The sequence below is a fragment of the Sphingobium sp. TomMM7A genome (assembly GCF_055397305.1).
In genome coordinates, this window is the sequence record NZ_AP027311.1 from 467,204 (window position 1) to 479,872 (window position 12,669).

Consider the following 12,669-nt stretch of genomic DNA (forward strand, 5'->3'; position numbering starts at 1 on the left):
TTCGCCCCTCGGCGGACTGTTTGAAAGGCGTGGGGAATTTTCACCAATGGGCTGGCCGACCAACAGGAAGCATAGGGCTCTGGCCATCATTCTGGCCTCTGCCTCGCTTGGCGGCTGTGCAACGGTTGAAGACGCCCCCCGAGAAGCGGCCGCCTATGCGGTGATACCCGCCCCGCAGGCTGTCGGCCTGGACTATCACATCGTTCCTGATGATGTGCTGCGGGTGCAGATATATCATGAACCCGGCCTGTCGCTGGAGGATGCGGCGGTCACGGCGGCGGGTATGGTGCGTCTGCCGTTGATTGGCGATGTGCCGGTCGCAGGCTTGTCCGCCAGCGAGGCCTCAGACGTGATCGCTGGAAAGCTCGGCGAGCGTTATCTGGTTTCCCCTCAAGTTACCGTCTTCGTCAAAAAGGCCGTCGGTCGTCGCATCACTGTGGATGGCGAGGTGAGGCAGCCAGGGCTTTATCCCGTCGAAGGACGCGTCGGGTTGCTGCAAGCTGTCGCGTTGGCGAGGGGGCCGAGCCGCCTTGCCAGCCTGAAGCAGATCGTCGTCGTTCGTCTGGTGGAAGGCGAACGGAAAGCGGCGATGTTCGACTTGAACGCGATCCGCCGGGGCGAGGCGCTGGACCCTGAAATTCTGCCGGGCGATACGATCATAGTTGGGCTATCACGAGCGAAGGCCATTCTGGGCGGGACATTGCTGGCGCTGCCTGTGCTGGGGGCGGCCTTTGTGTCTCTCGACGGAGAGCATTGATGGCAGGCCGTACGATCCGCATCGATAACGACCATGCGCCCTTTGGACCGGAGGGACGCAGCGCTCGCATTGTGACGGCCGCCCGCGCTGCCTGGACGGCGATATGGCGTCATCGTATCATCCTGTTGGTCACCATGGCGCTTTGTGTGCTGGCGGGCACCATTTTCATACTTCTTTCGACGCCTGATTACCGCGCTACAGCTTCGGTCGAGGTCGAGGACGTACCCGCAGGCGCGGCGGGAGCAGGAGCAATCCAGCGCCCGGCCGCGCCCGCTGACAATGAAGCGCTGATGCAGACCGAGTTGGAGGTGCTCCGCAGCCGCGCCTTGGCCGAAGATGTGGCCCGCGAGTTGGCGTTGGTCGGCAGCCGAACCTTTTTTGATGGTATGAATGAACGGCGCCCCGAGCGCGGGTCCGGATCGCTCAGCCAGCGACAGGTCGAAACCGAAGCCATCATCGGCCTTCTGCGCGACAACCTGGAAGTGGAGTTGCCCGGCAAAAGCCGTGTCATCCGCATCAGCTTCACAAGTGCCGATCCCATATTATCGGCGCGGGTCGCGAACAGCTATGCCGACAGTCTGATCAGAGCGGACCTGAAGCGCGGATTTGAATCCGGCGTTCAGGCGCGACGTTTTCTGTTGGGGGAGCTGGACAGTGCGAGACGGGATCTGGAGCGCGCCGAACGAGACCTTGCCGCCTATGCCGCTCAGACCGGGGTGCCTTCAGCGACGGATGTGGATGGAGGCGAAAGGTCCGCCGACTCGAACGGTACGACCGCGACGCGGCTTGCGCAGTTGAATGCCTTTCGCGCTCAGGCGACCGCAGATCGCATCGCAGCGCAGAAGCGTTGGGAAAGCGCCCGCCTGTCCAGTGTCGAGACGCTGCCTGAAGTGCTGAACAACGGCGCGATGCAGCAGCTGATGACGCAACGGGCGCAAGCGCGGGCAGCGGTGGTGGAGGAGCGGCAGTTTCGCAAGGACGCCCATCCCGAAATGCGGGAGGCCCGGGCACGGCTGGCCGCGCTGGACGATCAGGCGATTGTAATGGCGAACAGCATCCGCGCCTCCTTGCACGAGCAGTTTGAAGTTGCCGTACATGGTGAGAAGCAGATCGAGGCTGAGATCGCAGGCGTGGAGCGCCAGGCGCAGGCAGAGCGTGGACGGGGCGTGCAGATGAGCATCCTCGAGCGCTCGGTCGATACATATCGGCTGCTGCATGACAGCCTGCTTCAGCGTTATCGTGACATGGCATCGCAAGCTGGTTTTCAGGCGGGGCGCATACAGCCGTTGGACCGTGCCGCCGTCCCTTCACGGCCATCGTCGCCGAATATCGGCATCACGATGCTGATGGCTTCGCTTGGCGGTCTGTTGCTGGGTTTGCTGATGGTCGCGGGACGCCATGTGTTCGATGACGCCGTGACGTCTGCCGATACGCTGGCGGAGCGTGCGAACATGCCGCTGCTGGGGACGGTTCCGGTTACCGACAAGCCGGCTGCGGAAACCTATGTGCCGATTGCATCCTCGCTGTTGCTCGCATCCTCGGCGGGGTTGCCTGCTTCCATCCTGATCACCAGCGCGCAGGAAGGTGAAGGCAAATCTTCGACCGTCCACGCACTGGCTCTCGCCCTTGCCAAGCTCGATCGCCGAGTGCTGGTGATCGACGCTGACATGCGTCGGCCGCGACAGCATGGCCTGTTCCATGTCACGCCCGAACGCGGCCTCAGCGAAGTCATGACGGGACAGGCCAAGGCGGAGGATGTGATCGTCGGTAGCGATGTCCCTGGGGTATCGCTTCTGCCTAGCGGCGCGATCCCGCCTAATCCCGCTGAACTTCTATCTACGTCCGCGTTGGACGTGCTGCTCGCGGCCGTTCAGGGACGTTATGACACGGTGCTGATTGATGCACCTCCGATCTTGGGTGTCCCGGATACTTCGCTACTCGCGTCGAAGGCGGAGGCGACGGTGCTGATCGTGGAGTGGGGGCGCAACCATCATGGTGGCCTGAGAGTGGCTGTAGACCGCTTGCGCCGGGCGGGCGGCGCCATCATTGGCGCAGTGCTGACCAAGCAACAGGGCCGCGCGTTTGAATATGAGTATCATAGGAACGGGTAGGGGCTGACTGTCTCCGTCGCTCTTCATCGAGTGAGGGGCCGGACTTGCGATGCCAGCTAGGGCATCACCCTTTTGACGCCCGGCATGGTCCGGTTCCATCCTCGCGATGGCTTCCTCGGTCTTTGTCCGCGAATTTTACTGACGCAGCCGTTCAATCGCCTGAGCTAGCGCGACGTAGAGCTTGCCCATATCGGACGAAAGCACCGCCACCCCAAGCGCATTGCCGTCCCGCGCGGAAAGGATGATCCGCAGCATGGATTCAAAATCGTGGATGTAGCGGTTCACATGCTCCTGGAACTCGGCATCATTGTCATAGTGCAGGGCGATCTCACGCGATTCCCCTGCATCCAGCAACTTGACCGCCCGGCGGGTGAAAACACCGCGATCGCCCTTGAGATAGGAGGCCCAGGCCGAGTCTGTCACGTCGTTCGACAGGATTTTGGCGACGTCGATCGAGGTGCTGTTGAGCGATTCGATAAGCAGGGCCGATCGGCGCGCAAAATGATCGCGGTCGCGGTCTTCGGCGGCCCGCTCCGCTTCCTCGATCCGGGATTGAACGCTCGCACTTGTGTCGGCAATTGTCAGCAGCTGCCGCGTAAGGCGATCGGATGCCTGGTGCGCAGCGCGAACAGCCTCCTCCGCGACCTGAGCGAGCTTTTCGATCTGCGCCGTTACCTTGTCATCGACTGCCTGCTGAAGGGCGGCCTCGCTGGCTTCAGCAAGAGACTGCGCGGCGTCCGGGATGGCACGGCCTAGTGCTTGGCGCGCTCGCTCGGCAGCTTGATCGGCGGTATCCTTGACGCGCAGCAATGCGGTCACCAGCAATGGGCCAGCGCCTTCGGTGATTCGCGTCGCGTCCTGATGAGCGTGATCGAGGGCTGTGCGGAGCTTCTCAACCAGTTCGCGGTTGGCCTCCACCCCGCTTTGCGTGCTTTCCAGCCATTCGGTAAGGCGGCGGCCCTGACCGCGTAGCAGTTCCTCAGCCTCTTGGGTGCGGCCGACCAGCGCTTCGGAAATGGCCTCCAGCCGCTCCATTTCCGGTGCCGCGCTATCAAGCAGTTCGCGGCTCGTGGAAATGCGCGTGTCGAAGCGCTGCAATGCGGCGGGGAAGGTTTCGTCCAGCTCCCGGACGCTAGAATCAAGGGCGACAAGTAGGGTTTCCGCACAGCTGATCAGCTTTTCCGCCGTAACCCCACCGGCAGCCAGGGCGTCATCGATCCGCTGCGTTTCGACGGTAAGGCGGGAAAGTGCCTCGGTAAGCCGATCGTTGCGGGACAAGGCGCTTTCTTCCAGCGCGGCAAAACGTGACTGCGCGCTTTCGATGGCCTCGCCAAGCGTCGCATGCAGGCCGGACACGAGCGCGCGTTGTCCTTCGACCAGATCGTTGATCTGGTGGAGGCGGCTTTCGACCTCGCTCATGTGATCGGAAATGGCCGAGACGGTTTCGTCGCCGATGCTCTGGATATCGCCGCGTGAGCGCGTCACCAGCGCGTCGAGAGCCTCCGCCTGTCGCGCCAGACCCTCTTCAGTGAAGGTCACGCCTTCCTTCGCGCGGGCGAAGGCGGCTTCAGTGCGTTCACGAAGTTGAGTTTCGATCTGTTCGGAGTCATGTGACAGAGCAGCGAGAGCGTTCTGGCTCGTCGCGGCAATGCCCGCCTGAGCCGTTTCAACGAGCGCGCGGAGCGCCTCAGCTTGCGCCGTCAGATCACGATCGGCCGCCGCCATGCTCTGCTGTGCATGCGCCACAGTCGTTTCAAGGCGCTGCCGCACGTCCCCTTCAACCCGGTCAAGGTTTTGCGTGAGCAATTCGATCGTCGCTTCGGCACTATTGGTTATGCCAGCGCGTGCGCGTTCCAGCAGGCTGGCGAGGGTGCTTGCCTGCCGATCCAGTTCAGCTGCTCCTTCCTGCATCGTCAGGCGGGCGCTTTGCGCTGTGGCGTCGATCCGCCCAGCCGCAATGTCGGCCATGCCGTTCACTTCCTCGGTCGCGGAGCGGGTAGCCTCCTGCAACTGGGTGAGCTGGCTCGACAGGCTCTTCGTAGCGGTCAGTGTGCGGGCGCGGGCATCGTCGGACAGTTCGCCAAGAGCGTGAAGCCGAGCCTCCAGCGTGTCGATCCGTTCCGCCAGCGCATGGCCGTTATCGATGATCTGCGCTGCCATGCGACTGGCCCGATCCTCCAGTTCCGGCATGGCAGAGATCAGGGCATCCATGCGCGTAACGAGGGCGGCTCCTGCGCGCTCGGCAGCTTCCGCCTTTTCGGTCGTGCTGTGGGCGCGACTGGCGATAAGTTCGGCAGAGGCCTCCATATTGCTGCTGGCGGCCGCGCCATAGCTGTCGAGCAGTTCGGCCTGGTCCTGCATGGCCTCTCGGGCGGTAGCCAGCTGATTGTTAATGCGGCTGAGCCGGGCTTCCAGCTGCTCCGCCTCCGCGTGTAGCGCGCGCGCCGTGTCGAGATAGCGGCGCGACTCGGCTCGGCTGGTGCGAGCGAGCAGCAGATAGCAGACGCCAAGCCCCACGACCGGCAGCAATATGGTCGTGATCAGGCCAGGCCACGCAGCAGGGCCTGCCTGCCATTGGTTCGTCGAGACTGTCGCCCATCCAGCAAAGCCAAGCCACAGCAGAGCTGCGAAGCCGAATATGGCCTGCGTCCGCCGACTGAAAGGATCGCCGTGCTCCTCCGCCTCGACGTCTTCATCGCTGTCATCGACGACCTGCTCCAACAGCAGTGTATCGTCCTTCCGCGACTCGTCAGAAGTCGCGATGCTTTTGTCTCGCCAAAATTCGACGATGGTGCTGCCCCCGGTCATGACCCCATCCTACCATCTTTTCAGCGCAACAAAATGCCCTGTTACCAAAACTTAACGCAAGCCCGATAGCGTTCGGCCCATGTCATACGATCCTGGTGCCCTGAATGCTGCTCTTGCTGCCGCTGTCGGCGAAGATTTCACGCTGATCGCGGACCTTCGTGTGGCCTTCATGGAAAGCGCCGAACGCCAGCTGGACCTCCTCCGCAATGCGCAGTCCGACGCGAACTGGGAAGTCGCATCATGGCGGCTGAAGGGGTTGGCGGCGAGTTTTGGCCTTACGCACCTCATGGCATTGGCTGATGAGGCAGCGGATTGTGCAAGGGGCGATCCCCGCATTCTTCGTCAATTGCGGATGGCGATTGACCGTCTTCAGCAGACCTGAATCGCAGCATGCTTGCGTGATGGCGGCAGCCTTGCGAAAAGGCAGGTTCACACAAGAACGGGTCAGTTCCATCTCAGCATGACTTTTGCGGCCATTCTCAGCGCCAGCCGGGCGTCCAGCGATTCTTCGGCGGCCCTCCGCGCCAGCCTGCATTTTGCGGGGCAGACGCTGGTCGAATATCAGGCGCGCCAAGCTGCCCGGGCGGGGGCAGATCGCATCATGATACTTGTGAGTGTCATAACGCCCGCCCTTTCACAGGCGGTGGACAGGTTGAGTGCCGACGGGATTTCCGTCGCCCTGGTTCGCGATATGGTGTCCATGGTCCGGGACGCGCCGCGCGATGCAGATGTGGTTCTGGTTGCTGACGGGGTCGTCATTGCACAGGGTCATTTCGATGCCATAGCCGAGCGGGAGGGCAACGCCCTTCTGGTCACGGATGACAGTCATGCCAGCGCTCCGCTGGAAAGGATCGATGCAGGTCAGCGATGGGCTGGCCTGGCCCGGATCAGTCCAGACCTGCTTTTCGGCACGCTCGACATGATCGGTGACTGGGACCTGTCGCTGACACTCGTTCGAGCGGCCGTGCAGAATGGCGCTCGCCGAATCACTGTTCCACAGGATGATCTGCTGACGGGGCGCGTAGCGCTGGTCGATGGGCAGGCGCAGGCGGATCTGGTCGCTCAAGCGGTGATGTCCGCTGGTTCGTCGGCGAAGAGAATGCGGGGCTTGGCTGAACATTATATTTTGTGCCCTGCCGCTCGATTGTTCAGCCCCGCCCTGATGCGCACCCAAGTCCCGGCGGCACAAGTGCGCATTGCAGCCATGGCTTTGGGTGCGATTGCCCTAGTGCCGATAGAGTTGCTTTGGCCCGCGACGGGGTTCCTTTTGTTATTGCTGGCATTAGGGCTCGCGGAAATCGCGGATCGGCTGGATGAACTGGCCCTCCGATCGCCACCGGCTGGATGGACCGCATTCGTTGTCCCCTTCTTCGCGGTTGGCGGTATATCCCTCGCAGGAGGGAGCGTGCTTGCGACATGCCTCGCGCTGCTGCTTGCCATCATTCAATTTGCTGACCGCTGGAACAGGACGGGGGGAGCGAGGGCCTGGATGATCTTCACGCCCGCAAGCGCGGTGATCCTTCTGTTACTGACGACTTCGCTGGGCGCGGCGATGATGGGTTTTCAAGTCGCAATGCTGGCCGCCATAGCATCCGCAGGTGCGATCATCCTGCGCAAACCCGCCTGATATATTTCACGCATAGGGTTTAGTGCATTTTAAGGACGTGCGGCTATGTTGGCCGCCATGAGTGCCTTTTCGTTCCTTACCGGACCAACGGCGGCGGACAGTTGGCCTGCGGCACGCGTCCTGGCCGGCATGTCCGCCGTGCCCGTGGGTCATGCCATTGATCTGGCATTTTTCTTTCCCAATGAAGGGCGGGAACGTCACGATGCGCTGATGGCCGAAACGCGGCGCCATCTGGGCGGCTGCGTCACTGGCATCGAACATGCCCTGCGATTCGCTCTCGACCGGCCAGACGTGACGAGCCTGCTGGCGCAGCAGCCCGAAGCGATTTGCTGGCCGACCATTTGCGCTCAGCCAACATTGCTCGGCCCGGCGTTGCTCTCCCACATGCAGATGCGTGCAGGTGTTACGCTATTGCTGCGGCAATTTGGTCAGCCCGATGATCGATTGGACGAGACGGAAGCAGAGATCATCTTTCCCACCGATGATCCAACCGTGACGGAAGCGCTTGCCGCCCTTGCCATGGCGGAGGGACGTTGGCTGACGCTGGGCGGGGAAGACGAGCCAATGCAGCCGGATATTCCTGCCGAACATTATGCGGAACTCCTATGGACCGCTGCCGCGTGCCTGATGGCTGTCGTTCAGCGGATGTCGTTATTGGATGCTGGAGAAATCCTGCCCGCGGTCGAAAAAGCTGGGTGGGCCTTATTGGCTGAACATGACGAGAGTCGGAGTCCGATCGCAGCGGCAGACAGGTTGGTGCGCCGCCTGGGCGAACGTGCCGACATGCCCGAATTGCTGGGCGCTGCTCTGGGCCAGCGGCGATTCCTGCTATTTGCGTCCCTCGCGGCTCGGCGATTGCGCATGGATAGCGCGCATGTTGCCGACATATTGGTGATGGGGCCGGTCCCTGAACTGGCAGCGCTGTGCCGATCGTTAGGGGGATCGGATGCCGACTATCGTCATCTGCTGATGGCATTGCGGCCTGTCCGGCCTTCGCTCACGGACGCTGCGATCATCGTGGAGGCGGAGCGGTATCAAGCGTTGACAGAGGCGCAGGCGGACGGTTTGGTGGACGCGTTACGCGCGCCTCGGGCACTGCGTGCGAAAATCGATCATCTGCGGCGGATCACTGTCTGATGAATATGCCGGTGCATCCTGCCATTATCCGCGCGACTGTAGCGGCGAATGGATTGCTGTTGAGCGCGGATGCGCCTTTGCTGGCCTTGCAGCGTGAGGCGGGCTCCGATCTTGGCGCGGTGCTGGCTATTCCTCAGTTGGCAGCACTGGCGCGGCTTGCGTCGCGCCTTTCTGTTACCGTTTCACGATCGGTAACGGCGGCGGCCGGGCGCGGCGACATCGACATGTGGGTTCGGGCAAAGCCTGAAGCTGACGGCGTGCAGATATCCGTGATCGAATGGAATGAGCGGCCAGCAACTGCTGCTCCTGCCGATATGGTGCGTCGGGAAGCAGATATTGCCGCAGTGGCGGAAGGCTGGACCTGGCAGATCGACACGCAACTACGGTTCCAGATGGTTTTGGAAGGGGTAGGGCCAGAAAGTGCCTTGCCCCAGCAGCCGCCTATACCCGGTAGCCGTCTGACCAGTTATTTCGAACTGCGGCCGGATGAGGAGGGTGACCTGGCCATTCTGCGCGGATTTGCGCAGCGTCGCGCCTTCCGTGACCAGATCGCGACCTTGATTGCCGAACCTGAGCAATGCTTTCGGCTTTCGGGCTTCCCGATGTTCGATCTGGCGGGGCAGCTATTGGGTTACCGGGGCAAGGCATTTCCATTGGACCGAGCCATTCTGGCCCCGCATGTGCCGCCTGCGCCCGCCGTTGTCATATATCCGGCGGAGTTCGGGCGGCGCCTCGATCGTTCCCTGCGCCAGCCGCTGGGCCGGATCATCGCCAATGCGGATTCGATCAACGCGCAGTTCGATGGGCCGTTGCGCCCGGACTATGCGGGTTATGCTTCCGACATCGCGGCAGCCGGACGTCATCTGATGGCGTTGATCGATGATCTGGCGGACTTGCAGGCGATCGACAGGCTGGACTTCACCGTTGCGACCGAGGATGTGGACCTGGCCGATATTGGACGACGGGCCGCAGGGCTGTTTGTGGTCAAGGCGATGAGCCGCAAGATCAAGCTTTTCCCACCAGAGGCGGAGCACAAAACCGTTGCGACGGGTGAATTCCGGCGCGCCCTGCAAATCCTGATGAACCTCGTCGGCAACGCTGTGCGCTACGCGCCCGAGGATAGCGAAGTGCGGATAGAGACTGGCGTCGATGACGGACGAGCCTGGATCGCTGTCATGGATCAAGGAGCAGGTGTCCCGGAAGATAGTCGAGAGCGCATCTTCCAAAAGTTCGAACGGCTCGGCCGGAGTGATCCTGGCGGTAGCGGTCTTGGCCTCTATATCTCTCGCCGACTTGCGCTTGCCATGGGTGGAGACATTCAGATCGGCGATGCCCATGGTGGGGGTGCGCGATTTACGCTGACGCTACCGGCAAGCAGCTAGAATAAAAAACGGCGCCGATTTGGCGCCGTTCCTTTTTTATCGGCTGACCGCGATTAGCGTTGGCTAACCGGGACATAGTCGCGCTCTGCCGGGCCGGTGTAGAGCTGGCGGGGACGGCCAATCTTCTGCGCTGGGTCAGAAATCATTTCATTCCACTGCGCGACCCAGCCAACCGTGCGGGCGAGGGCGAAGAGCACCGTGAACATCTCGGTCGGGAAGCCGATCGCCGACAGGATCACGCCCGAATAGAAGTCCACATTCGGGTAGAGCTTCTTTTCGATGAAGTAAGGATCGTTGAGCGCGATCTGCTCCAGTTCCTTGGCGACGTCAAAGACGGGATCGTTGACGCCCAGCTTTGCCAGGACGTCCTTTGCCGTCTTTTGCATGACGGTCGCGCGGGGATCGTAGTTCTTGTACACGCGATGGCCAAAGCCCATCAGGCGGAACGGATCATCCTTGTTCTTGGCGCGGGCGATATATTCCGGAATGCGGTCCACCGTGCCGATCTCGCGAAGCATGTTGAGCGCGGCTTCGTTCGCGCCGCCATGGGCCGGACCCCAGAGGCAGGCGATGCCAGCGGCGATGCAAGCGAAGGGGTTGGCGCCCGACGAGCCAGCGAGACGGACGGTCGACGTCGATGCGTTCTGCTCATGGTCCGCATGCAGGATGAAGATCTTGTCCATCGCGTCCACGATGACCGGATCGGGCTCATATTCCTCGGCGGGGACCGAGAAGGTCATCCGCAGGAAATTGGCGGTGTAGCTGAGGTCGTTGCGGGGATAGACGAAAGGCTGTCCCACCGAATATTTGTACGCCATGGCCGCGATTGTCGGCATCTTGGCGATCAGGCGGTGGCTGGCGATCTTGCGCTGTTCCGGATCATTGATGTCCGTCGAGTCATGGTAGAATGCGGACAGAGCGCCGACCACGCCGCACATGATGGCCATGGGGTGCGCGTCGCGGCGGAAACCGCGATAGAAGGTGGTGAGCTGCTCGTGCACCATGGTGTGGCGCGTGATCGTGCGGGTGAAATCTTCCAGATCCGCCTTCGAAGGCAGTTCGCCATTCAGCAGGAGGTAGCTGACTTCCATAAAGCTGGATTGTTCTGCCAGCTGATCGATGGGGTAGCCGCGATGCAGCAGGATGCCGGCGTCGCCATCGATATAGGTCAGGCCGGAATCGCAGCTGGCCGTAGAAGTGAAGCCCGGATCATAGGTGAACATGCCGGTGTTGGCGTAGAGCTTGCGAACGTCGATAACCTTGGGGCCGACGGAACCGCTCAGGATACCATAGTCCTTGGTATCGCCGCCGACTGTCAAAGTGGCATTATTGTCCGACATCTCGTTCTCCTTAATTGCCAACAGCGCGCGATGCCTGCCTGGCATCCGCGAGCCGCTCCAAGCTCCTGTCTTTTCCAAGAAGGAAAAGGACATCAAATATCCCCGGCGAAACCGTGCGACCGGTTAGCGCCGCGCGTAGAGGTTGAGCGACTTTGCCCAGCCCCAATCCGACTTCCTCTGCCACGCGGCGGATCGCTTCCTCGATCGCTTCGACCGTCCAGGATGGGACGGAATCAAGAGCGTCGGCGGTCTTCCCAAGCAGCTCGCGCGCCGAGTCGTCTAGCAGAGCAATAGCCTTGTCGTCAAAATCCAGCGGGCTTGCCTTGAACAGGAACTCGGCGCCCTCGGCAATCTCGTTAAGTGTCTTCGCGCGTGGCTTGAGCGAAGGCATGGCTTGCGCAAGAAGCGCCATCGCCTCGACCGACGGGGTCGTGCCGAGCCGTTGCGCCACGCGCGGCATAACCAGTTCCGCCAGGCGCTGGTCGTCGGCCTCGCGCAGGTAGAATGCATTGAGATTTTCAAGCTTCTTGATGTCGAAGCGGGAGGGCGATCGGCCGACGCCGCTTATGTCGAACAGCTCGATTGCGCGATCTCGTGAGATGGTTTCTTCGTCGCCATAGCCCCAGCCGAGACGCAGAAGATAATTGAGCACGGCTTCGGGCAGCATGCCCATCTCGTCGCGATAGGCATCGACACCCAGCGCTCCGTGCCGCTTCGATAGCTTTGCGCCGTCCGATCCGTGGATCAAAGGAATATGGGCATAGACTGGCTCTTCCCAGCCCATCGCCTTAATAATGCCGAGCTGGCGAAACGCATTGTTCAGATGATCGTCGCCACGGATCACATGTGTGACGCCCATGTCGTTATCATCGACAACCACGGCGAGCATATAGGTCGGCGTTCCGTCGGAGCGGAGCAGGATCATGTCATCCAGTTCCGCATTCTGCACGACTACCCGGCCCTGGACCGCGTCGTCGATGACCGTTTCGCCTTCGCGTGGCGCCTTGAGCCGGATGACGAACGGGGCATCGGCTGGAGCTTCCGAAGGATCGCGGTCCCGCCAGCGGCCATCATAACGCATCGGCTGCTTTGCGGCGCGCTGCTGTTCGCGCAGTTCAGCCAGTTCTTCGGGGGTCGCGTAGCAGCGATACGCATGGCCAGCGGCGAGCAACTGGTTAGCGACCTCTGCGTGCCGCTGCGATCGCTCAAACTGAAAGACGGCGGGTTCGTCGCCTGCAAGGCCGAGCCATTCAAGGCCGTCGAAGATCGCGGCGACAGCTTCCTCTGTCGAACGGGCGCGATCGGTATCTTCAATGCGCAACAGGAACTTGCCGCCATGGTGCCGGGCGAATAACCAGTTGAACAACGCGGTGCGCGCGCCGCCGATGTGAAGAAATCCCGTGGGCGATGGCGCGAAACGGGTTACGACCTGCTTGTTCAAACCCGTTGCACTCACCGCTTTATTCCTCGACATCGCCTTGCTCATTCATGAACGCGACGCCCCCTA

Annotated in this window: 9 protein-coding genes; 6 read left to right on the top strand and 3 right to left on the bottom strand. The window is 61.8% G+C overall.

What is annotated here, in order from left to right:
* Positions 1-46 precede the first annotated feature (46 nt).
* Positions 47-757: a polysaccharide biosynthesis/export family protein gene (locus tag ACZ5ZH_RS02490; RefSeq protein ID WP_460987725.1), complete on the top strand. Its 711-nt coding sequence runs from the start codon at positions 47-49 to the stop codon at positions 755-757.
* On the top strand, positions 757-2,868 hold the full coding sequence (locus ACZ5ZH_RS02495; RefSeq protein ID WP_460987726.1) for a GumC family protein: 2,112 nt from the start codon (positions 757-759) through the stop codon (positions 2,866-2,868). Before ACZ5ZH_RS02490 ends, ACZ5ZH_RS02495 begins: the two co-directional genes overlap by 1 nt.
* Before the next feature lie 135 nt (positions 2,869-3,003).
* On the opposite strand, the gene ACZ5ZH_RS02500 is transcribed toward ACZ5ZH_RS02495, so the two are convergent.
* Positions 3,004-5,676: a coiled-coil domain-containing protein gene (locus ACZ5ZH_RS02500; RefSeq protein ID WP_460987727.1), complete on the bottom strand. Its 2,673-nt coding sequence runs from the start codon at positions 5,674-5,676 to the stop codon at positions 3,004-3,006.
* Between the two features lie 79 nt (positions 5,677-5,755).
* Here ACZ5ZH_RS02500 and ACZ5ZH_RS02505 point away from each other — a divergent pair, with 79 nt between their 5' ends.
* From ACZ5ZH_RS02505 to ACZ5ZH_RS02520, 4 genes are all read left to right on the top strand, one after another.
* Positions 5,756-6,058, top strand: a complete 303-nt coding sequence (locus ACZ5ZH_RS02505) for an Hpt domain-containing protein (RefSeq protein ID WP_449471605.1) — start codon at positions 5,756-5,758, stop codon at positions 6,056-6,058.
* 78 nt (positions 6,059-6,136) lie between these two features.
* Positions 6,137-7,303 (top strand): hypothetical protein, encoded by a 1,167-nt coding sequence (locus ACZ5ZH_RS02510; protein ID WP_460987728.1) that lies wholly within the window; start codon positions 6,137-6,139, stop codon positions 7,301-7,303.
* A gap of 45 nt (positions 7,304-7,348) precedes the next feature.
* Positions 7,349-8,440 (top strand): DUF2336 domain-containing protein, encoded by a 1,092-nt coding sequence (locus ACZ5ZH_RS02515; protein WP_464775204.1) that lies wholly within the window; start codon positions 7,349-7,351, stop codon positions 8,438-8,440.
* On the top strand, positions 8,440-9,822 hold the full coding sequence (locus tag ACZ5ZH_RS02520; protein ID WP_464772068.1) for a sensor histidine kinase: 1,383 nt from the start codon (positions 8,440-8,442) through the stop codon (positions 9,820-9,822). The genes ACZ5ZH_RS02515 and ACZ5ZH_RS02520 overlap by 1 nt, the downstream gene beginning before the upstream one ends.
* 53 nt (positions 9,823-9,875) lie before the next feature.
* On the opposite strand, the gene ACZ5ZH_RS02525 is transcribed toward ACZ5ZH_RS02520, so the two are convergent.
* Both ACZ5ZH_RS02525 and gltX read right to left on the bottom strand, forming a co-directional pair.
* The gene (locus ACZ5ZH_RS02525) at positions 9,876-11,162 is read right to left on the bottom strand and encodes a citrate synthase (protein WP_449471612.1); all 1,287 of its coding nucleotides are present in this window, start codon (positions 11,160-11,162) and stop codon (positions 9,876-9,878) included.
* Positions 11,163-11,172: 10 nt separating this feature from the next.
* Positions 11,173-12,636: a glutamate--tRNA ligase gene (gene gltX / locus ACZ5ZH_RS02530; RefSeq protein ID WP_464772069.1), complete on the bottom strand. Its 1,464-nt coding sequence runs from the start codon at positions 12,634-12,636 to the stop codon at positions 11,173-11,175.
* Between the last annotated feature and the right edge of the window lie 33 nt (positions 12,637-12,669).

What these genes read in the sequence shown, in the direction of transcription:
- ACZ5ZH_RS02490 (WP_460987725.1), top strand. Translation starts at nt 47, where the DNA reads ATGGGCTGGCCGACCAACAGGAAGCATAGGGCTCTGGCCATCATTCTG.
- ACZ5ZH_RS02495 (WP_460987726.1), top strand. Translation starts at nt 757, where the DNA reads ATGGCAGGCCGTACGATCCGCATCGATAACGACCATGCGCCCTTTGGA.
- ACZ5ZH_RS02500 (WP_460987727.1), bottom strand. Translation starts at nt 5,676, where the DNA reads ATGACCGGGGGCAGCACCATCGTCGAATTTTGGCGAGACAAAAGCATC.
- ACZ5ZH_RS02505 (WP_449471605.1), top strand. Translation starts at nt 5,756, where the DNA reads ATGTCATACGATCCTGGTGCCCTGAATGCTGCTCTTGCTGCCGCTGTC.
- ACZ5ZH_RS02510 (WP_460987728.1), top strand. Translation starts at nt 6,137, where the DNA reads ATGACTTTTGCGGCCATTCTCAGCGCCAGCCGGGCGTCCAGCGATTCT.
- ACZ5ZH_RS02515 (WP_464775204.1), top strand. Translation starts at nt 7,349, where the DNA reads ATGTTGGCCGCCATGAGTGCCTTTTCGTTCCTTACCGGACCAACGGCG.
- ACZ5ZH_RS02520 (WP_464772068.1), top strand. Translation starts at nt 8,440, where the DNA reads ATGAATATGCCGGTGCATCCTGCCATTATCCGCGCGACTGTAGCGGCG.
- ACZ5ZH_RS02525 (WP_449471612.1), bottom strand. Translation starts at nt 11,162, where the DNA reads ATGTCGGACAATAATGCCACTTTGACAGTCGGCGGCGATACCAAGGAC.
- gltX (WP_464772069.1), bottom strand. Translation starts at nt 12,636, where the DNA reads ATGTCGAGGAATAAAGCGGTGAGTGCAACGGGTTTGAACAAGCAGGTC.